This is a genomic window from Ensifer adhaerens (assembly GCF_002007205.1).
Classification (GTDB): Bacteria; Pseudomonadota; Alphaproteobacteria; order Rhizobiales; family Rhizobiaceae; genus Ensifer; species Ensifer adhaerens_D.
The window spans coordinates 19,186-38,337 of sequence record NZ_LAZS01000014.1 but is presented as its reverse complement, the minus strand read 5'-3'; the positions used below and the strand labels follow the sequence as shown (position 1 = coordinate 38,337).

Here is a 19,152-nt window from a genome sequence, read left to right as displayed (position 1 = left end):
CCGCGCATGCGGGGAGAGGGGACGCGGACGACGGCTGAAACATGTCTGTCGGACGGCGAGATACCGTCTAGCTCCAATGTTGGGTAGCCGATATCCAGGACGTTAGCGGTGATTGAAGCGGGTGCGGCAAAGTCCCTTCGCCCCGTCTGCGGGGAGAAGGTGCCGGCAGGCGGATGAGGGGCGCTTCCCTTGCATGGGGTGAAGCGCTCAGAGAACCTGACTACTGAAGCAGCCCGGCCGCCAGTTGCCGGGCTTTTTCGTCGGCGGTAAAGACGTCGTCCATCGCTTCAGCCGCCGGCAGGTCGGCGAGCTTGTCCATCACCTTTTCGACGATCTCGGCCATGGCGAGAAAGCCGGTGCGGCCGGCGATGAAGGCGTCGAGCGCCGTTTCCTTGGCGCCGTTGAGCACGGCCCCCTGAACGCCGCCTTCGACCATGGCGCGGCGCGCCAGACGGATCGCCGGGAACCGCTCCTCGTCCGGCGCTTCGAAATCGAGGCGGGACAGCTTGGCGAAGTCGAGCCGTTCGATCGGCAGGCTGCAGCGGCTCGGATAGGAAAGCGCATAGCCAATCGCCGTGCGCATGTCCGGGCAACCGAGCTGCGCCAGCACCGAGCCGTCGGTGTAACCGACCATCGAATGGATGACTGACTGCGGGTGCACGATCACCTCGACCTGCGCGGGTTCGAGCGCGAAGAGGTGCTTCGCCTCGATCATCTCCAGCGCCTTGTTGAACATCGAGGCGCTGTCGATCGAGATCTTCAGGCCCATCGACCAATTGGGATGGGCGCGGGCGACATCCGCGGTCACATGGCGCATCTCTTCGAGCGACTTGGTGCGGAACGGCCCGCCGGAGGCGGTCAGGATGATGCGCTCGACCGCGTGGCGCTGATGCTCTTCCAGTACCTGGAAGATGGCGTTGTGTTCGCTATCGACAGGCAGCAGCCGTCCGCCACCCTTCTTCACCGCGTCGATGAACAGGCTGCCGGCGGAAACGAGGCACTCCTTGTTGGCAAGGGCAATGTCAGCGCCGCGGCGGGCGGCGGCCAGCGTCGGTGCAAGGCCGGCATTGCCGACGATCGCCGCCATCACCCAGTCCGCGTTGCGTTCGGCTGCTTCGATCAGTCCGCTCTTGCCCGCGGCGACGGCGATACCGGTGCCGGCGAGCGCTGCCTTCAGGTTTTCGTAGTGGCTGTCGTTGGCGGTGACGGCGAGTTCGGCTCCAGCCTTCACGGCCTGTTCGGCGAGCAGGGGAATGTTGCCGTTGCCGGTGACGGCGACGACGTCGAAGCGTTCGCGGCCACCAAGGCGCTCGATGACGTCGAGCGTGTTGGTACCGATCGAGCCGGTCGAGCCGAGGATCGTCAGTCGGCGCTTCGCACCGTCGCGGGATGCCATGCCAATACCCATGTTCTTCTTCCCGGACGAAACGCCCGGCTGAGCCTTCGCCGGGCGGGTGATCTGCACGAGATCGATCCGAGTTTTATGTTGTTTGCTAGGCTCTACAGGCGAATTCCGCCGGCAACAAGGGCACGGTCTTCAATCCGCCTCGTCGGCGGGCTAAGAATCGGGTGCCTTGAGTCGGGGCCGAAGGAGTTCGCGATGCTGAAAATCATTACCGCCGTTTCCTGCGCCTGCGTCGCGATCGAGATGGCCTCGATGCAGCCTGTCGCGGCCGAGAACGTTCCGCAGCAACTCGTCGGCACCTGGCTTGCCGAAGACATCGGCGGGGGTGGCGTGATCGACAATCTCCAGTCGACGCTGGAGATCCGCGAGGACGGCACCTATGGCGGCATGGCTGGCTGCAACCATTTCACCGGCACCTTCAGCCTCTCAGGCTCCAGGATCACCTTCGGGCCCGCCGCTTCGACGCGCAAGATGTGCGTGCCGGCCGTGATGACCCAGGAGCAGAAGTTCCTCAAGGCGCTCGGCAGCGAACTTTCCTGGTCGGTGGAAGGATCGAAGCTCGTGCTTGGCAAGGCGGGCGGCGGCACAGCCCTGAAGCTGGCGTCGATGGCGGCAGCGTCTGAAGGCGCCGACGTGACGATCCGCATTCCGGGCGCCGACGCGGTGGACCGGCAATCGGTCCGCTACGACTGCGGCGGCAAACGCATCGATGCGGAATACATCAATGCCGGCCCGGTTTCGCTTGTGACTTTTACCATCGACGGTACGTTCGTCGTCGCCTCAAACGTGATAGCCGCGTCCGGCGCCAAATATGCCGGCGGGCAATATGTCTGGTGGACGAAGGGAGAGGAGGCGACGCTGTTCGACGCGACCAAGGGCGACGAGGACAAGGGGGTTGCCTGCAAGCCCGCCTCCTGAGGCGGGCATTTGGCCAAGACAGTCCGACCCTTCGGGAGCCGACATGGCGAGCCGGCTACACAAGTTGTCGCCTCGATTGGAACTTTTGCCCTCGCCCCCTAGTTACATTTCCGACGCCATCGCGGCGCTGTTGTGTGAAAATGGGAGTGATCCATGGGGCTGCTTATCGGAATTCTGATTACCTTCCTCGTCATCGTGCTGGTGCTCTATCTCGTCCAGCGGCTTCCGCTCGACGCGCGTGCCAAGCAGATCGTCCAGATCATCGTCATCATCATCGGCATCATCTCTCTGTTGAAATACCTGGCCGTCTTCTGACGCGCCGCCTTCCAGCCAAAGGCCGCCGGCTCAGTTGCGCCGGCGGCCTTTGGCTATCTGCTCGATGCTGACAAAAGCTGACAGCGGGTTCGCCTAGTGTCGGGTCGAATAGGAGACCCGGCGATGCTGCTTCCCAACCTCATTCTGCTTTATGTCGATGACCCGGCGAAAAGCGCACAATTCTACGTCGACCTCTTCGGGCGCGAGCCCGTTGCATCCTTTCCGAGCTACGTCGCCTTCGAACTCGAAAACGGCCTGACCTTCAGTCTGTGGTCGACGCAGGCCAGGGATTTTGTCTCTTCCGGCACCGGCCATCGCTCCGAAATCGCCTTCATGGTCAAAGACGATGCGGAGGTCGAGCGCCTTTACGAAGAATGGCGCGGCAATGGCATCATGATCGAGCAGGAGCTGCGGACCGCCGTCTTCGGCCGAACCTTCGTCGCGCTCGACCCGGATGGCCATCGCCTGCGTGTGTGCAGGCCGGATGATTGAGATCGCGGGGGCACGGTGGACGGACGGGCGTTGCGGCGCTCACTGCGCCGTCGTCGGCGCCCTGCGGTCAAGGATGGCCTGGAACAGGGCCGCCTGCTGTTCGGTGGCGGCGCGGATTGCGCTTAGCTGACGCAGCATCGCGCCGAACGCCGCCAGAAGAATGCCGATCAGAATCGCGCTCAAGACCCAAGGGAGCACGACGAGCGCCCGAAACTGTGCCGTGGCCGGATCGACAGCGAGCAGTGTGACCGCTGCGGCCAGAGCGGCCAGGATGATGACGATGCCGATGATTTGCAGAAGCTTACCCATGGTGTCCTCCCGTCATGCGCGCACCGTCAGGCAGACTGCACGTCCTGTCAAGCATGGCTGCCGCTGGTGGGAGCCCTGCGATGGCGATCCTAAGGAGCCAACAAAAAAGGCCGGGGCAAACCCGACCTTCCTCATCACCTTCCGCCGATGCCAGTTCATCCGTGGTCATCGAGGAGGCGTGACTATTCAATAGCTTGCGTTCGTGACGGGCAAATGACGAATCTTCCTTTTCCTGATCGGTTGCCGGCAGCGATTGCCGCCGGCCGATATTCTCAATCCGTCACTTCGACCAGCAGCTCGATTTCGACCGGCAGTCCCAACGAGATGCTGGCGACGCCGAGGACGATCCGTCCGGACAAAAGCTCGGGTCCAAAGATCTTGGCGAGCAGATCTGAAGCCCCGTCGGCGACCTTCGGATGATCGCGGAAATCACCAACGGTCGCGATATAGACGCCGAGCTTGGCGACCGCTGTGACCTTGTCCAGCGAACCGAGCGCCGCCCGGATCGCCGATAGTGCGCTGAGTGTCGCGATCTCCGCGGCGCGGCGTCCCTCGTCGGTTGCCAGCTCGGCGCCGAGCCTTCCGATGACCTGCGGCTTGCCGTCGATCACCGGCAGCATGCCGCTCAGATAGAGCAGCCTGCCGATCCTGACCCCTTCGACATAGTTGCCGAAGGGCGTCGGTGGCGGAGGCAGGGTGATGCCCAGTTCCTTCAGCCGCTGTTCTGCGCCGATGGCAGGCGTGGGGTTTCGACCTACCATTTGCCCAGGTGCGCGCCGCCGTCGACGTTCAGCACCTCCCCGGTTATGCGCGGCGCTCTCGTCAGGAACAGGACGGCGTCCACGATCTCGTCGACGCTGGAAATGCTGTGCATCGGCGAGAGCGTGTTGAGGAAATCCCGCGGGTTGTCCTTATGGAGCGGCGTGTCGACGACACCGGGGGCGACGACGTTGACGCGGATTCCGTCCCTTGCGTACTCCATGGCGATGTTCTTCGAGATCGCGTTGATGCCGCCCTTTGTCAGCATGGCGACCGAGGCGTTCATGCCTGCGATCGGCCGATCGGCCAGCGGCGTCGTGATGCTGACGATACTGCCGCCCCGCTTTTGCGCCAGCATTTGGCGCGTGACCAGCTGGGTAATATGAAGGAAACCCTCGATGTTGGTGGCGCTGAGCTGCCGGTAGTCTTCGGCGGTGTAGTCGACAAAGGGCTTGGTGAAGAAGATCCCGGCATTGTTGACGAGCGCGTCGATCGAGCCGAACCGGTCGATCGCGGCTTCGACCACGCGTTTGGCCGTATGAGGATCGGCGATATCGCCGTCGACGCGGGCCAGACGGTCCGATTCGGTGATTTCCCTGGACTGGCTGACGTTTCGCGAGGTTGCGACGACGCTATAGCCCTCGGCAAGGAAGGCGTTTGTGAGGCCCGCGCCGATGCCTTGTGACGCACCGGTGATGACGGCGACCTTGTTGGTCATTTGATCTCTCCATGGCTGGACTGGTTTGAGATCAATATGAGCGCGGTGGTATTATGCGATTAGATGGAAATATCTGGAATTACTTTTCCAGCAGTGCAAATATCTCTGCATGGTCGATCTGAACGATATCGCGGTCTTTGCCGCCGTCGCCCAATTCGAAAGCTTCAGCCGGGCGGCACGTTCGCTCGGCATGCCGGTTTCCACCGTCAGCCGCAAAATCACGGTTCTGGAGGAGAAGCTGGGCGTCACGCTCATCCAGCGCACGACGCGCAAGCTCAGCCTCACGGCGCAGGGGCGCGCCTACTACGCCGAGTGCAGCGAACCGCTGAAGCAGCTTCACGACGCAGAAAGGGTTCTGAGCGAGGCGCAGCGAAAGCCCGAGGGGCTGTTGCGCATCACGGTTCCGGTGACGCTCGGGCAACCGCCGTTCTTCGACTTCCTGTCGGCATTCCTGAAGAAGTATCCCGACATCGAGGTCGATCTGCTGGTCACCAACATGTTCATGGATCTCGTTGCCGAGAACATCGACGTCGCGGTCCGGTTCGGCGAATTGCGTGATTCGTCGCTTATCGCGCAGCGCCTCGGCAGGAGTACCCACTTTCTGGTGGCTGCCCCTGAATACATCGAGAAGCACGGCGTGCCATTGCGGCCGGAAAACCTCAGCGGGCACCGCTGTGTCCTGGTCAATGCCCGCAACAACGAAGCCGAATGGCATCTGGTCAACGGCAGCGAAGCGGTCAGCCTTCAGGTGACCGGTGCCATATCGGTCCACGACATCCAATCGGCGAGCGCAATCACCGAGCGCGGCCACGGCATCGGCCGGCTTCCGCCGATCTTCTGCGACAGCCTGCTTGCAAGCGGCAAGCTCGTGCGGGTGCTTCCCGGTTGGTCGGCGCCCGACGTCTTCGTGCATGCGGTCTATCCGACCCGGCGGTTCCTGCCATCGCGGCTCCAGGTCTTCCTGCAGGCGCTTAAAGAGTGGCGCGGGCCGGCGTGGCAGGCGCTACGGTGAGGGCTGGCGTCAGGGTCCGATCTCTTCGAGCTTCTGCGTGAAAATGCTGAAGCCGGTGCGGCGATAAACGTCTTGCGCCTTGGGGTGGTCCCACTCGTCGGTATGCAGCCAGACGCGATTGACTCCGCGGTCCCAGACGGCGCGCAACGCATTGTCGAGAAGAAACGGTCCCAGTCTTTTGCCGTAGACGTCCGGGATCAGGCCGAAATGGGTGAGTTCGACATCGGGCGTATCCGCACGGTCGAATTCGCAGAGCCCGACTGCGCGGCCATCCAGCCGGAGGATGTAGAGGTTCGTCGAGGAGCTGTTTAGGAAGCTGCCGAGATCGGCTGGTAGCATGCGCAACCGCTGATCCCAGCGCAACGGTTCGCCGACGGCGCGATAGAGCGAAAGAAACGCGGCAACATCCGGACGTTCGGATGCGACCGTCGCATGGGCGACCGGCGGCGGAAACGCTTCGCCCGCCGGACGTCTGAGCATTTCCATATAGGTCACGAGCGACTGAACCATGGGTGAACCCGAAGGATGATTTGCTTGGAAATCCCGTGTTCGCGGCGACGCAAAGGGCGTGGACAAACACGAGCGGGGAACGTTTGCAGGAACGTTTAAGAATGCGGCGTTTCTAATTGCTTGATTTTCATGGTGATCCCGCCGCGATTCGAACGCGGGACCCCCAGATTAGGAATCTGGTGCTCTATCCTGCTGAGCTACGGGACCACTTGGATAGCACCCATACAAAAGCAAGGCCTCTTCGCCAAGTGTTTTTGCATGTGTGCCGGCGGAAATGCAGGCGGCGGCGACCCCGGCTGTCTTGATAGGGGCGGCGCGTTGGCGCCATCGCATGTGCATTTAAATCGATTGTGAAACGGGGCTGGTCTTTCAGGTCTTTCGAATGCTAAGCAATGCGAGCGTCGGCCGGAGGAAGCCGGGGCTCCCCTTTGAGACCTTCATCAGAGACCTGATCCACATATGTTCATCGGAATAGATTGGGGCGGCACGAAAATGGAAGTCATCGCGCTCGGCCGCGATGGCGAAACGCGCGCCCGGCATCGCGTCTCGACCCCGACCAGCGGCTATGACGACTGCATCCGCGCGGTTCTCGATCTCGTTGCTGCTGCCGAACAGACGGCGGGCGAGAAGGGCTCGATCGGCATCGGCATTCCCGGCAGTCCCAATCCGCGCACCGGAATCGTGCGCAATTCCAATGCGGTGCTGATCAATGGCAAGCCCCTTGGGCGTGACCTCGAAGCGGCGCTTGGCCGCCCGGTCCGGCTTGCCAACGACGCCAATTGCCTGGCGGTTTCGGAGGCGGTCGACGGTGCCGGCAAGAATGCGCATGTGGTGTTCGGCGTCATCGTCGGCACCGGACATGGCGGCGGACTTGCGATCGACAAGAAGGTGCATGCCGGCTACCAGGGCGTTGCCGCCGAGATCGGCCACTATCCGCTGCCGTGGATGACGAAGGACGAGTATCCGGGCCACAAGTGCTGGTGCGGCAAGCACGGCTGCCTCGACATGTATGCCTGCGGCACCGGCGTCGAGCTCGATTACCGCATCACGACGGGCGTCGAGCGGCGCGGGCGCGAGATTATCGAGGCGAAGCGGGCAGGCGATCCGGTGGCAACAGGCGTTTACGAACGCTTCGTCGACCGGCTGGCGCGCAGCCTCGCGCTGCTCACCAACATCGTCGACCCCGACGTCTACGTGCTCGGCGGCGGCATGTCGAATGTCGACGAGATCTATGAGGACGTGCCGCCGCGGGTGGTCAACTATCTCTTCGGCGACACGTTCGAAACGCCCATTCGCAAGGCCCTTCACGGCGATAGCTCCGGCGTGCGCGGTGCGGCCTGGCTCTGGAAGGACTAAAGCCCCATGAATATCGACAAGGACCTCGCCCGCATCGCGCGGCAGGAACAGGAATTGCAGTTCGAGCGCTTCGATCTCGATACCGCCTGGGAACTGGGCTCGCTGCTGCGCAAGACGGCAGGGGAGCGCAAGCTCGGTGTCGTCATCGACATCACCCTTTTTTCGATGCAGGTGTTCTACGCGGCGCTCGAAGGAGCGACGCCAGACAATCCGAACTGGGTGCGCCGCAAGCGCAACACCGTGTTCCGTCTGTTCAAGAGCAGCTACGCCACCGGCCGCGAACTCGCCAAGGCGCAGACCAATCTGCAGGCCAAACTCGGCCTTGCGGATGCCGACTATGCGGCGCATGGCGGCAGCTTCCCGATCGTCGTCAAGGGCACTGGCTGCATCGGGGCGGTCACCGTTTCTGGCCTGCCGCAACGCGAGGACCACAACATGGTGGTCGAGGCGCTTTCGACCTTGCTCGGCAAGGATCACGACGCTTTGAAGCTCGAGGACTGAGTTTTGGCAGACGAAATTTTCTCCCGGTCCCACGTCCTGTCCCAATGGCTGGCCGATAAGGCCCTGCCGCTCTGGCGCGATAAGGGTGTTGACCATTCAGGCGGCTTCGTCGAGACGATCGACATGGCCGGTGAGCCAACCAACGCCAATCGGCGTGCGCGGGTGCAGCCACGGCAGGTCTATTGTTTTGCCGAGGCAGGCCGGCGCGGCTGGACCGGTGACTGGCGGGGTGCGGCCGAGGGCGGGCTTGCCTATTTCGATCGCGTCTTCAAGCAGCCGAGCGGCTTTTATGGCGCGCTCGCAGATGCCGACGGCAATCTGCTCGATCCGTCCTTCGACCTCTACAACCAGGCTTTCGCGCTGCTCGCCTTCGCCTACCTCGCCGAGGTCGTGCCGGCACGCCAGGCCGAGATGATCGAACGCAGCAACGACCTTCGGTCTCGGATCGAGGCGCATGTCAAGCATCCGGTTGCCGGCTTCGAGGAAGACAATCCCCCACGCCTGCCGCTCTGCTCCAATCCGCACATGCATCTCTTCGAGGCGTGCCTGGCGAGCGAAGCGGTCGAGGGCTTCGATCAGGTTGCATGGGCCAATCTCGCCGACGAGATTGCGGATCTGGCGATGGATCATTTCATCGATGCCGAGAGCGGGGTGCTGCGTGAATTCTTCGATCACGACTGGGCGCCGATGGCCGGCGACAAGGGCCGGATCGTCGAGCCCGGTCACCTCTTCGAATGGGCCTGGCTGCTTCTGCGCTGGGCGGAGCGCCGCGGCTGTGCCGACGCGATCGTGAAGGCAAGGCGGCTGTTCGATATCGGTGAGGCGCACGGCATCTGCGCGAACCGCGATGTCGCGATCATGACGCTGCTCGACGATCTCTCGGTGGCCGACCCGATCGCCCGGCTCTGGCCGCAGACCGAGTGGTTGAAAGCGTCCGTCCGTTTCGCGGCCCTCACCAATGGCGAAGAGCGCGAGCGCTATCTCGCTTCGGCCGCACGGGCGGCGGCGGCACTCCAGGCGTTCCTGGAGACGCCGGTCGCGGGTCTCTGGCGCGACAAGCAGAAGGCCGACGGCAGCTTCGTCGACGAGCCGGCGCCGGCGAGCAGCTTCTACCATATTCTCTGCGCCATCTTTGAGACCGAGGATTGCCTCGCGCGGCTCTAAGCTTGCCGTTGTGAACCCGGATGCACTTGGTGGCCCGTCGCAATCGCGGCGGGCCATTTTCTTTGCTCCGAAGGGCAAATGTGATTGCTGCATATGTTGACATAAAGATATCTTTATGTGATTGACTCAACTTATTGTTTGTCGTTTTCAGAACGGGAGATTTCCCATGTCCGCCATCGACGCCCTTTTCGGCGACGTTTCCTCCAAGCCGGACGGCTCCGAGATCAAGCGGGCGCTCGCCCAAGCGGCGCGCGAGCGCATCCTGATCATGGATGGCGCGATGGGCACGGAAATCCAGCAGCTCGGCTTCATCGAGCAGCATTTCCGTGGCGACCGATTCGGCGGCTGCGCCTGTCACCAGCAGGGCAACAACGATCTCCTGACGCTGACGCAGCCGAAGGCGATCGAGGACATCCACTACGCCTATGCGATTGCCGGCGCCGATATCCTCGAAACCAACACCTTCTCCTCGACCCGTATCGCCCAGGCCGACTACGGCATGGAGGACATGGTCTATGAGCTCAACCGCGACGGCGCCCGGCTGGCGCGCCGCGCCGCCAAGCGGGCCGAGGCCACGGATGGCCGCCGCCGCTTCGTCGCCGGCGCGCTCGGGCCGACCAACCGCACGGCGTCGATCTCGCCCGACGTCAACAACCCGGGCTATCGCGCCGTCACCTTCGACGATCTCAGGGTCGCCTATGCCGAACAGATCCGCGGCCTGATCGACGGTGGCGCCGACATCATCCTGATCGAGACGATCTTCGACACGTTGAACGCCAAGGCGGCGATCTTCGCGACCAAGGAAGTCTTTGCGGAGAAGGGCGTCGATCTGCCCGTCATGATCTCCGGAACGATCACCGATCTCTCGGGCCGCACGCTCTCCGGTCAGACGCCGACGGCCTTCTGGCATTCGGTGCGCCACGCCGAGCCCTTCACCATCGGGCTCAACTGCGCGCTCGGCGCCAATGCCATGCGTGCGCATATCGACGAACTCTCGGGCGTTGCCGATACCTTTGTCTGCGCCTATCCCAATGCCGGCCTGCCGAACGAGTTCGGTCAGTACGACGAAACGCCGGAACAGATGGCGGCTCAGGTCGAAGCCTTTGCCCGCGACGGCCTCCTCAACATCGTCGGCGGCTGCTGCGGCTCGACGCCGGCCCATATCAGCGCCATCGCCAAGGCTGTTGCCAAGCATCCGCCGCGCGAGATCCCCAAGGTCGAGCCGCTGATGCGGCTCTCCGGCCTGGAGCCGTTCACGCTCACCTCCGACATTCCCTTCGTCAATGTCGGCGAGCGCACCAACGTCACCGGCTCGGCGAAGTTCCGCAAGCTGATCACCGCCGGCGACTATTCGGCAGCACTCGATGTTGCGCGCGACCAGGTGGCCAACGGCGCTCAGATCATCGATATCAACATGGACGAGGGCCTGATCGATTCGAAGCAGGCGATGGTCGAGTTCCTGAACCTCGTCGCCTCCGAGCCCGATATCGCCCGCGTTCCCGTCATGATCGATTCGTCGAAATGGGAGGTGATCGAGGCTGGCCTGAAATGCGTGCAGGGCAAGCCGCTGGTCAACTCCATCTCGATGAAGGAAGGCGAAGAGGCCTTCCTGCACCATGCGAAACTCTGCCGCGCCTATGGTGCCGCCGTCGTCATCATGGCCTTCGACGAGGTGGGCCAGGCCGACACCCAGGCGCGCAAGTTGGAGATCTGCACCCGCGCCTACAAGCTCTTGACCGAACAAGCCGGCTTCCCGCCCGAGGACATCATCTTCGACCCGAACATCTTCGCGGTGGCGACGGGCATCGAGGAGCACAACAATTACGGCGTCGACTTCATCGAGGCGACGCGCGAGATCATCAGGACCCTGCCGCATGTGCATGTGTCGGGCGGCGTCTCCAACCTCTCCTTCTCGTTCCGCGGCAACGAGCCGGTGCGCGAGGCGATGCACGCGGTGTTCCTCTACCACGCCATCCAGGCGGGCATGGACATGGGCATCGTCAATGCCGGCCAGCTCGCCGTCTATGACGCGATCGATCCGGATCTGCGCGAGGCCTGCGAAGACGTGGTGCTCAACCGCCGCGCCGATTCGACCGAACGCATGCTCGAAATCGCTGAGCGCTATCGTGGACAGGGCGGTGCGCAGGGCCGTGAGAAGGATCTCTCCTGGCGCGAATGGTCGGTGGCGAAGCGTCTTGAGCACGCGCTCGTCAACGGCATCACCGAATACATCGAGGCTGATACGGAGGAGGCACGGCTTGAGGCCGCGCGGCCGCTGCACGTCATCGAAGGTCCGCTGATGGCCGGCATGAACGTCGTCGGCGATCTCTTCGGGTCCGGCAAGATGTTCCTGCCGCAGGTGGTGAAATCCGCACGCGTGATGAAGCAGGCGGTCGCGGTGCTTTTGCCGCACATGGAGGCAGAGAAGCTTGCCAATGGCGGCGAGGCGCGCGAAAGCGCCGGCAAGATCCTGATGGCGACGGTCAAGGGCGACGTGCATGACATCGGCAAGAACATCGTCGGTGTCGTGCTTGCCTGCAACAATTACGAGATCATCGATCTCGGCGTCATGGTGCCGTCGGCAAAGATCCTCGAAGTGGCCCGCGAGCAGAAGGTCGACATCATCGGCCTCTCGGGCCTCATCACCCCCTCACTGGATGAAATGGTGCATGTCGCCTCCGAACTTGAGCGCGAAGGCTTCGACGTGCCGCTGCTGATCGGCGGCGCCACCACCAGCCGCGTACACACCGCCGTCAAGATCAATCCCCGCTACGATCGCGGCCAGACGGTCTATGTCACCGATGCCAGCCGCGCCGTCGGCGTCGTCTCGAGCCTGCTGTCGCCGGAAGCCCGCGACAGCTATATGGAGACGGTGCGGGCGGAGTACCGCAAGGTTGCCGACGCGCATGCGCGCAACGAGGCGGAAAAGCGCCGTCTGCCGCTGTCGCAGGCGCGCGCCAATCAGCATCGGATTGACTGGTCAAACTATCAGGCCAAGACGCCCTCGTTCATCGGCACGCGCGTGTTCGAAAGCTGGGATCTGGCGGAGCTTGCTCGCTACATCGACTGGACGCCGTTCTTCCAGACCTGGGAGTTGAAAGGCGTCTACCCGAAGATCCTCGACGACGAGGCGCAAGGTGCGGCTGCCCGCCAGCTGTTCGATGACGCGCAGGCGATGCTGAAAAAGATCATCGAGGAGAAGTGGTTCGCGCCGAAGGCCGTCGTCGGCTTCTGGCCGGCGGGCACCGTAGGCGACGATATCCGACTCTTTACCGGCGAGGATCGTGCCTCCGAGCTTGCGACCTTGTTCACGCTGCGTCAGCAGCTGTCGAAGCGCGATGGCCGTGCGAACGTGGCACTTTCCGATTTCGTCGCGCCTGTCGATAGCGGCTCCAATGATTATGTCGGCGGTTTCGTGGTCACCGCCGGGATCGAGGAAGTGGCGATCGCCGAACGCTTCGAGCGCGCCAATGACGATTATTCGTCGATCCTGGTCAAGGCGCTTGCCGATCGTTTCGCCGAGGCCTTTGCCGAGCGCATGCATGAATATGTGCGCGCCGAACTCTGGGGTTATGCGGCAGACGAGACGTTTACGCCGGTGGAGCTGATTGGCGAGCCCTATGCCGGTATCCGCCCGGCGCCGGGCTATCCGGCCCAGCCCGATCACACGGAAAAGGCAACGCTGTTCCGGCTGCTCGACGCAGAAGCAACGATCGGCGTCAGCCTGACCGAGAGCTACGCGATGTGGCCGGGGTCGTCGGTGTCCGGCCTCTATATCGGCCATCCCGAAGCCTATTACTTCGGCGTCGCCAAGGTCGAGCGCGATCAGGTCGAGGACTATGCGACACGCAAACGCATGCCGGTGCGCGAGGTCGAGCGTTGGCTGTCGCCGATTCTCAACTATGTGCCGATGCCGGAGACCGAAGCGGCGGAGTAACGTCGCTGGAGGGCGTGATGACGAGCCGACAAGGGCTCGTCATTGCCGTCGTCGGGCGTCTCCTTCGGGCTCGTCGTCGAGCGCGACAAGGAAAGCCGTGAGCGCGGCATTGAAGCGGTCGGGCCGCTGCAGCGGGGCGAAGTGGCTGACGCCATCGAGAAGGATGAATGCGGCGCCGGGAATGCTGTGGGCGAGATAGTCGGCATGCTCGTGCCTGATGAACTCGTCGTTTTCGCTTTGAACAATCACAACCGGCACGCGGATCTTGCCGAGATCTTCGGCCGTGTAGTTCGGCTCAGTCCCCTGCATGGCGCTGACGGCATCGACGAAGGCGCTGAAATCGTCAGGCGTTGCCGACAGCGCGCGGTAGTCTTCGGCATGACGACTGAAGCAACGGTCGAGCACCGGGCTCGGCTCGATGTCCTTGGTTCCGCTTGGGTCCATGTTGCAGGCAAAGAAGAAGACGCCGCTGACCCGTTCCGGCGTCTGTGAGGCAAGAACGAGCGCAATGCAGGCGCCGTCGCTCCAGCCGGCAAAGGCTGCCTTCTGAATATCCATCCTGTCCATGACGGCGAGCACATCCGAGGCCATCAGCTCATAGGTGTAGGGCTTCTGATCGCGGGTGCTGCGGCCGTGACCGCGGCTGTCGATCAGGATGACACGGTGGCCGGCTTCAAGCAGCGCCGGGACCTGAAAACCCCAGTTGCCGCTGTGGCCAAGGCCGCCATGCAGCAGGATCACCGGCTTGCCGGATCCATAGGTCGCGTACCAGATGCGCGCACCATTGTGCTCGACATGGCCTTCCACGGTCGCCCCGGGCAGGGGCGTCGCGCCATGCTCGGCGAAGTCCGCAAGGTCGTCATCCCGGAACTCCATGCACGCGGCCTCCACTGCTTGATCGCGACGCGGCAAGCCTAGTTCACCGGTTGCGGCTCGGGAAAGTGCCAGGTGCCGTCGAGGACCTCCTTGCGTGGCCGGTAGAGCCGCACGGTGTAGTTCCAGCCATCGACCACCGGCAGGCAATTGGCGATCTTGCCGTCACAGCCGCCGAACTGGATCGAGACGCTGCCATCGTCGCCCTTCTTGGCGGTGATGTTGTTGATCGCATAGGCGTCGTAGGCGTTCTTTTCGTAGAACCCTTGCGCGTCGTAGACGCTGACCGACCAGAACGCATCGACCGGTACGTCCTTGACGTCGAGCTTGTAGATCGTCTTGCCGTCGTTCTTGGCGGGCGTGACGTTGAGATAGGTCGCGTCCTTGTCCGGGTTGCCGCCCCAACCGGTCGCCGTGCCGATCAGATGACGGATCGGGTCAACCTCTTCTTTCGTGCCGAAAGCCCCCTTAAAGTCCGGCATCGTGGAGCCGAGTACGAGCAGTGCCTCGCGCACCTTCTTCTGGCCAGCTGGATCCCAGGCCGGGATCTCAAACTTGCCTTCCTTCTCCTGACTGGCCTTGATCGCGTCCTGCAGGGCATGAACCTCAGCGATATCCTTCGGGCTGGACGGGTCGACGAGCGTGCGAATACCGACGACGACATAGCGCGTGCCGACCTTCTCCCTGGTCAGCGTCGTTTCGCCGGCGCCGTAGACGACTTCGGGCACATAATGGTCCTCGTTGATCACCTGCATCGACATGAAGCGCTTCCCGGCGTCGGGCAGGGTAATCGTGACCGGGCCGGCATCGAGATCGAAGACGGCCGAGGAGTAGAGCGTATCGCGGTTGAGGCGAATGACGGTCTGGTTGTCGATCGAAGCGGGCTCGCGCCGATGCAGGAACTTGCCGAAGGCGCCGTCCTTGACCATGCTCGCCGCATACATGTCGCTTTCGGCGCGGACAAAGTTGTCGACGCCGACGGCCACGGGGTCGGCGGCGCTTGCCTGGGTTGCGGCAGCCATCGCCAGTGCACTGGCAATGAGGAACGAACGATAGTGTTTCATATTCAAATCCTCGTTGATCAGTTGACGCGCTGCATCGGTGGCGCTTTCCATTTGCCGTCCAATGCGTCCGGCTTCGGCCAGTAGAGCCGCATGGCCGTGAAGAACGGGCCGGTTGGTGCCGGCAACCAGTTGGCCTCCTTGTCGGGGCCGGGGTTTTCGTTCTGGATGTAGAGCGTCAAGCCGCCATCGGTGTCCTTTTTCAGGTTCGGCAGCATCGGCGAGTTGATGAGATAGCGGTTGAGCGGATTGGCGTAGAGCAGGCTCGACGGCAGCTCGTAGAGGGTCAGCGACCAGAAGGCGTTGACCGGCGGCAGTTGCCCGGGTTCGAAGCGCAAGGTGTAGTGGCCGGACCCGGTCAGCGGTTTCTTCTGGTCATCGACGAAATAGACGGGATAGAGCGCCTCGTCCTTCGAGTTGCCGTAGATGCCGAGAACCGCGCCGGACATGCGCTGCATATAGTCGTTCTTCAGGAACTCCCGCGTGCCGAACGCGTCGGCGCTCGAAGCCTTGCCGGTGTCGATTTCGGTTTCCTTGTGTTCCTTGAACGCCGCCCAGGCATCTGCCATGCCATCGGTGACCGCCTTCTGGATGTCTGACGGGAAGGCCTTGATATCGAATGTCTTGCCTGAGCCGATATTGAGATCGGCGAAACGCTCCATCAAGGCCGTTTCGGATGGGTGCGTCGGGCAAAATTGCAGGATGAAATTGAGAACCTTGTAGAAATCGGGTGAGGTTTTTTCGTCGGCCGCGCTCAACGGAGCGATGAAATCGACCGCGGGCGCCGGCGCCGGGGCGGCCTGGCCGAGGAAGGTCGACAATGGTTCGACCTTGTAGCCCGCCTGGATCTTCTTGACGTTCTCGATGTCGGCGGGGTTGAACATCTGGGTGCGATAAAGCACGAAGGCGAATTCGGTTTCCGAGCGGATCACCGCCTTTATCCCCGGCGGGGTCTCGCCTTTCCAGCCCGGTCCGGCCAGCAGGTAGCTGCCGGCTTCGCCGCCGGTGGCGCGGCTGCCGACATAGGCGAAATTGAACGTGTACATGTCGATGAACTGGAGCGAGTAGTAGCGTTCCTTCTCGACCGCCGGCACGGTCAGGACCAGCGGTTCGGCACGCAGGTCCGCGCCGAGGAAAGAATAGGGCGTGTCGGAATTCGGCGTCTGGATCGCCTTGTCCTCGGGGGTATAGACCCGGGCGGTGTTGTTGAGCGTATTCCAGCCGCTCTTGTACTCGGGATTGCCGCGATCGACGAAGTAGGAATACTGCACCCGGTAGCTGTCGACCAGCGGGAAGCCGTAGATATAGGCGTCCTTGGCGATGGCCCGCGCCTCGTCTGCGGAGAGGCTCGCATCGGCAGCCCTCGCCACCCTGAGCGCGGGTAGCGCAAGGGCGCCGAGCATCAGCAGCGACCGTCTTTTGAGCATGGCAGGCTCCTTCAGATGACTCCGGCAATCGTGGCACTTCGGCGAGGTCCTGCAAGTACGTAACGGTTACGGTGCGGGCGAAGCGTCTCGCCCATGCGCGCCGATGGCGCCGCCCGCCAAGCTGCGGTAACATTGCCGCTGGAGTACATCGCACGTTGAGAGCCCGTCGATGGAGCGCCGCCTCGCTGCCGTCCTGATCGCGGATGTCGTCGGTTACAGCCGCTTGAGCCGGCTGGACGAGGAAGGGACGCGTCTTCGTTTCCAGTCGGACCTCGGCAACATCCTCGAACCGCTTTTCCGCGAGCATCACGGGCGTCTGGTGAAGACGATGGGCGATGGCCTGCTGGTCGAGTTCCGCAGCGTCGTCGACGCGACCCAATGCGCGGTCGAGATCCAGCGGCGCAAGGCGGAAGCGGAAGCCGACAAGGCACCAAACGGCGAGAGGCTGGACTTCCGCATCGGCATCAATCTCGGCGACATCATCGTCGAGGGGGACGACATCCATGGCGACGGCGTCAATATCGCCGATCGGGTCCAGGGACTTGCCGAGCCGGGTGGCATTGCGATCTCCGGTACCGCTTATGACCAGGTCAGCTCCAAGCTGAAAATCGGATTTGCGTCCCTCGGTCAACAGGCGGTCAAGGGGCTTGCCGAGCCGATCCGGGTTTACCGGGTGCTCCTCGATCCGGGGGCTGCCGGCAGGACGGTTGTCGAGAAGCCTCGACGCAATGCGGCCTGGGTGAAGGGATCGGTCGTTGGTCTCGTCGCGATCGCGCTGTCGGCTGCGGTCGCCTGGTGGCAGCCGTGGACGTGGATCGGGCAGGACGGGCCGGCGCAGCGTTTCGCCTATCCGTTGCCGGACCAGCCTTCGGTTGCCGTCCTGCCCTTCATCAATGTCAGCGGCGACAGCGATCATGACCATCTGGCCGAGGGCTTGACCGACGATCTCATCACCGAGCTGTCGAAGGTATCAGGCCTTTTCGTCATTGCCCGCCATTCGGTGTTTGCGCTCAAGGGTAACGCTGCCAAGATCCAGGATGTTGCGGCGGAACTGGGTGTGCACTACGTGCTGGAGGGCACGCTGCAGCGCGCAGACCAACGGCTGCGCATCAACGTCAAGCTCATCGACGCAATGAGCGGGCTCTCGCTCTGGGCGGAACGCTACGACCGGCAATATGCGGATCTCTTCGCGGTTCAGGACGACGTCATCGGCAAGATCATCGCCGCGCTGGAGGTTAAGCTCAGCGAGGGCGAGCGCGATCAGCTGGCGCGCATTCCGACCGACAACCTCGAGGCCTATGACAATTACATGCGCGCCGAGCAGCAGGGTCTCATCTGGCGCGATGTCGACACCTATCGCCAGACGCTCGCCTATTATCAGCGCGCGATCGATCTCGATCCGGATTTCGCCGATGCGCATGCGGGCATCGCCCGTGTCGCGGTCGACGTTTGGCGCAACGACTACAACTACCTCTGGTCGGCGGCCGTCGCCCGCAAGATCGCCTATGACGCGGCGGGCCAGGCGCTGAAGCTCGACGCCAACAATGCGCGCGCCCATACGGTGCTGGCGCTGCTGCAACTCGTCGACGGTCGCGCTTTGGAGGCAAAGGAATCGGCGCTTCGGGCCGTCTCGGCGCAGCCGAACGACGCGGAGGCGCTGGCCAATCTGGCGCTGGTGCTCGCCCAGACCGGCGAACACGAGCAGGCGATCGACGATATCGAGCGGGCGCTGAGGCTCGATCCTTCGCCCTCGTCGAGCCTGCAGCTTCTGGCCGGCATCGTCTACTACACGGCGCGCCGCCTCGAGAAGGCGATCCCGCTGATCGAGGCGGCCGGCGCGTCCTTGCCGAAGGCCGAAGCGGTGCGCGAATACCTGGCGTCGGCCTATGCCCAGCGCGGCGACCAGCAGAGTGCGGCGGCGCAAGCGTCAGAACTGCTGAAGCTCTTCCCGGACACGAACCTCAGCTACTACGGTTATCTCTATGACTACTGGCGGGAGGAGGATCTCTATCGCCACCTCTTCGGTCTGCGCGTCGCCGGCATCCCCGAATGGCCGTTCGGCTTCGTCGGCGCCGCCAGCGACCGGCTCGGTCCCGCCGAACTCAAGCAACTGACCACCGACAAGACCTGGGTCGGCATGCACAAGAACGGCACGGGCTTCGCGCAGTTCTTCGACAAGGACGGCAACACCGCCTATCGCACCAGCAACACCAACATCACCGGCCGGATCGAAGTGAAGGGCAACCAGCTTTGCGAGAAATATGACGGGTATTTCCTCGGCCGCATGGTCTGCGGCTACGTCTATCGCAACACCGCCAAGGGCGAGCGCACGGCGGACTACATCAACGTCACGCCGCAGGCTCTGAAGTTCTTCTCGATCGAGAAGTGATCGATA

At 63.1% G+C, this 19,152-nt stretch carries 17 protein-coding genes and 1 tRNA gene; 9 read left to right on the top strand and 9 right to left on the bottom strand.

Annotated features, from left to right (window positions below):
• Positions 1-220: 220 nt before the first annotated feature.
• Complete coding sequence (dxr, locus tag XB14_RS30410) at positions 221-1,396, bottom strand: 1-deoxy-D-xylulose-5-phosphate reductoisomerase (RefSeq protein ID WP_077968672.1); 1,176 nt, start codon at positions 1,394-1,396, stop codon at positions 221-223.
• 204 nt (positions 1,397-1,600) lie between these two features.
• Between dxr and XB14_RS30405 the strand changes: the two genes are divergently transcribed.
• The 3 genes from XB14_RS30405 to XB14_RS30400 all read left to right on the top strand — a co-directional run bounded on the left by XB14_RS30405 (position 1,601) and on the right by XB14_RS30400 (position 3,130).
• Positions 1,601-2,323 carry an META domain-containing protein gene (locus XB14_RS30405; protein WP_077967929.1) on the top strand — a complete coding sequence of 241 codons (723 nt, stop codon included), beginning with the start codon at positions 1,601-1,603 and terminating at the stop codon, positions 2,321-2,323.
• Between the two features lie 153 nt (positions 2,324-2,476).
• Positions 2,477-2,638 carry a Thivi_2564 family membrane protein gene (locus tag XB14_RS32975; protein ID WP_089044368.1) on the top strand — a complete coding sequence of 54 codons (162 nt, stop codon included), beginning with the start codon at positions 2,477-2,479 and terminating at the stop codon, positions 2,636-2,638.
• Positions 2,639-2,761: 123 nt separating this feature from the next.
• Positions 2,762-3,130: a VOC family protein gene (locus XB14_RS30400; RefSeq protein ID WP_077967927.1), complete on the top strand. Its 369-nt coding sequence runs from the start codon at positions 2,762-2,764 to the stop codon at positions 3,128-3,130.
• Between the two features lie 39 nt (positions 3,131-3,169).
• Here XB14_RS30400 and XB14_RS30395 read toward each other — a convergent pair whose 3' ends face one another.
• The 3 genes from XB14_RS30395 to XB14_RS30385 all read right to left on the bottom strand — a co-directional run bounded on the left by XB14_RS30395 (position 3,170) and on the right by XB14_RS30385 (position 4,916).
• The gene (locus XB14_RS30395; protein WP_077967925.1) at positions 3,170-3,439 is read right to left on the bottom strand and encodes a hypothetical protein; all 270 of its coding nucleotides are present in this window, start codon (positions 3,437-3,439) and stop codon (positions 3,170-3,172) included.
• A gap of 272 nt (positions 3,440-3,711) precedes the next feature.
• Positions 3,712-4,200, bottom strand: a complete 489-nt coding sequence (locus XB14_RS30390; protein ID WP_077967923.1) for a RidA family protein — start codon at positions 4,198-4,200, stop codon at positions 3,712-3,714.
• On the bottom strand, positions 4,194-4,916 hold the full coding sequence (locus XB14_RS30385; RefSeq protein ID WP_077967916.1) for an SDR family NAD(P)-dependent oxidoreductase: 723 nt from the start codon (positions 4,914-4,916) through the stop codon (positions 4,194-4,196). Before XB14_RS30385 ends, XB14_RS30390 begins: the two co-directional genes overlap by 7 nt.
• Before the next feature lie 109 nt (positions 4,917-5,025).
• Between XB14_RS30385 and XB14_RS30380 the strand changes: the two genes are divergently transcribed.
• Positions 5,026-5,928, top strand: a complete 903-nt coding sequence (locus XB14_RS30380) for a LysR family transcriptional regulator (RefSeq protein WP_077967914.1) — start codon at positions 5,026-5,028, stop codon at positions 5,926-5,928.
• A gap of 9 nt (positions 5,929-5,937) precedes the next feature.
• Here the strand turns inward: XB14_RS30380 and XB14_RS30375 are convergent, their stop codons facing one another.
• Positions 5,938-6,438 carry a GNAT family N-acetyltransferase gene (locus XB14_RS30375; RefSeq protein WP_077967912.1) on the bottom strand — a complete coding sequence of 167 codons (501 nt, stop codon included), beginning with the start codon at positions 6,436-6,438 and terminating at the stop codon, positions 5,938-5,940.
• Between the two features lie 130 nt (positions 6,439-6,568).
• Positions 6,569-6,645: transfer RNA gene (locus XB14_RS30370), tRNA-Arg, on the bottom strand.
• A gap of 252 nt (positions 6,646-6,897) precedes the next feature.
• Here XB14_RS30370 and XB14_RS30365 point away from each other — a divergent pair.
• From XB14_RS30365 to metH, 4 genes are all read left to right on the top strand, one after another.
• Complete coding sequence (locus tag XB14_RS30365) at positions 6,898-7,794, top strand: ROK family protein (protein ID WP_077967910.1); 897 nt, start codon at positions 6,898-6,900, stop codon at positions 7,792-7,794.
• A gap of 6 nt (positions 7,795-7,800) precedes the next feature.
• Complete coding sequence (locus XB14_RS30360; RefSeq protein WP_077967909.1) at positions 7,801-8,295, top strand: heme-degrading domain-containing protein; 495 nt, start codon at positions 7,801-7,803, stop codon at positions 8,293-8,295.
• A 3-nt stretch (positions 8,296-8,298) separates the two neighbouring features.
• Positions 8,299-9,459: an AGE family epimerase/isomerase gene (locus XB14_RS30355; protein WP_077967908.1), complete on the top strand. Its 1,161-nt coding sequence runs from the start codon at positions 8,299-8,301 to the stop codon at positions 9,457-9,459.
• Positions 9,460-9,625: 166 nt separating this feature from the next.
• Entirely contained in the window at positions 9,626-13,396 is a 3,771-nt protein-coding gene (gene metH, locus XB14_RS30350) for a methionine synthase (RefSeq protein ID WP_077967906.1), read from the top strand.
• A 39-nt stretch (positions 13,397-13,435) separates the two neighbouring features.
• On the opposite strand, the gene XB14_RS30345 is transcribed toward metH, so the two are convergent.
• From XB14_RS30345 to XB14_RS30335, 3 genes are read right to left on the bottom strand one after another with little or no spacing between them, the layout of a single operon-like run.
• Positions 13,436-14,272: an alpha/beta fold hydrolase gene (locus XB14_RS30345; protein WP_077967900.1), complete on the bottom strand. Its 837-nt coding sequence runs from the start codon at positions 14,270-14,272 to the stop codon at positions 13,436-13,438.
• 38 nt (positions 14,273-14,310) lie between these two features.
• Entirely contained in the window at positions 14,311-15,333 is a 1,023-nt protein-coding gene (locus tag XB14_RS30340) for a DUF1254 domain-containing protein (RefSeq protein ID WP_077968669.1), read from the bottom strand.
• Positions 15,334-15,350: 17 nt separating this feature from the next.
• Positions 15,351-16,757, bottom strand: coding sequence for a DUF1254 domain-containing protein (locus XB14_RS30335; RefSeq protein ID WP_077967899.1), 1,407 nt, complete (start codon positions 16,755-16,757; stop codon positions 15,351-15,353).
• 169 nt (positions 16,758-16,926) lie between these two features.
• On the opposite strand from XB14_RS30335, the gene XB14_RS30330 reads away from it, so the two are divergent.
• Complete coding sequence (locus tag XB14_RS30330) at positions 16,927-19,146, top strand: adenylate/guanylate cyclase domain-containing protein (protein ID WP_077967897.1); 2,220 nt, start codon at positions 16,927-16,929, stop codon at positions 19,144-19,146.
• Positions 19,147-19,152 lie beyond the last annotated feature (6 nt).

Excerpts from the sequence above, each read along its gene's own strand:
- XB14_RS30390 (WP_077967923.1), bottom strand. The coding sequence starts at position 4,200 with ATGGTAGGTCGAAACCCCACGCCTGCCATCGGCGCAGAACAGCGGCTG.
- XB14_RS30365 (WP_077967910.1), top strand. The coding sequence starts at position 6,898 with ATGTTCATCGGAATAGATTGGGGCGGCACGAAAATGGAAGTCATCGCG.
- XB14_RS30385 (WP_077967916.1), bottom strand. The coding sequence starts at position 4,916 with ATGACCAACAAGGTCGCCGTCATCACCGGTGCGTCACAAGGCATCGGC.
- dxr (WP_077968672.1), bottom strand. The coding sequence starts at position 1,396 with ATGGCATCCCGCGACGGTGCGAAGCGCCGACTGACGATCCTCGGCTCG.
- XB14_RS30335 (WP_077967899.1), bottom strand. The coding sequence starts at position 16,757 with ATGCTCAAAAGACGGTCGCTGCTGATGCTCGGCGCCCTTGCGCTACCC.
- XB14_RS30345 (WP_077967900.1), bottom strand. The coding sequence starts at position 14,272 with ATGGAGTTCCGGGATGACGACCTTGCGGACTTCGCCGAGCATGGCGCG.
- XB14_RS32975 (WP_089044368.1), top strand. The coding sequence starts at position 2,477 with ATGGGGCTGCTTATCGGAATTCTGATTACCTTCCTCGTCATCGTGCTG.
- XB14_RS30405 (WP_077967929.1), top strand. The coding sequence starts at position 1,601 with ATGCTGAAAATCATTACCGCCGTTTCCTGCGCCTGCGTCGCGATCGAG.
- XB14_RS30340 (WP_077968669.1), bottom strand. The coding sequence starts at position 15,333 with ATGAAACACTATCGTTCGTTCCTCATTGCCAGTGCACTGGCGATGGCT.
- XB14_RS30380 (WP_077967914.1), top strand. The coding sequence starts at position 5,026 with ATGGTCGATCTGAACGATATCGCGGTCTTTGCCGCCGTCGCCCAATTC.
- XB14_RS30400 (WP_077967927.1), top strand. The coding sequence starts at position 2,762 with ATGCTGCTTCCCAACCTCATTCTGCTTTATGTCGATGACCCGGCGAAA.
- XB14_RS30360 (WP_077967909.1), top strand. The coding sequence starts at position 7,801 with ATGAATATCGACAAGGACCTCGCCCGCATCGCGCGGCAGGAACAGGAA.
- metH (WP_077967906.1), top strand. The coding sequence starts at position 9,626 with ATGTCCGCCATCGACGCCCTTTTCGGCGACGTTTCCTCCAAGCCGGAC.
- XB14_RS30330 (WP_077967897.1), top strand. The coding sequence starts at position 16,927 with ATGGAGCGCCGCCTCGCTGCCGTCCTGATCGCGGATGTCGTCGGTTAC.
- XB14_RS30375 (WP_077967912.1), bottom strand. The coding sequence starts at position 6,438 with ATGGTTCAGTCGCTCGTGACCTATATGGAAATGCTCAGACGTCCGGCG.
- XB14_RS30395 (WP_077967925.1), bottom strand. The coding sequence starts at position 3,439 with ATGGGTAAGCTTCTGCAAATCATCGGCATCGTCATCATCCTGGCCGCT.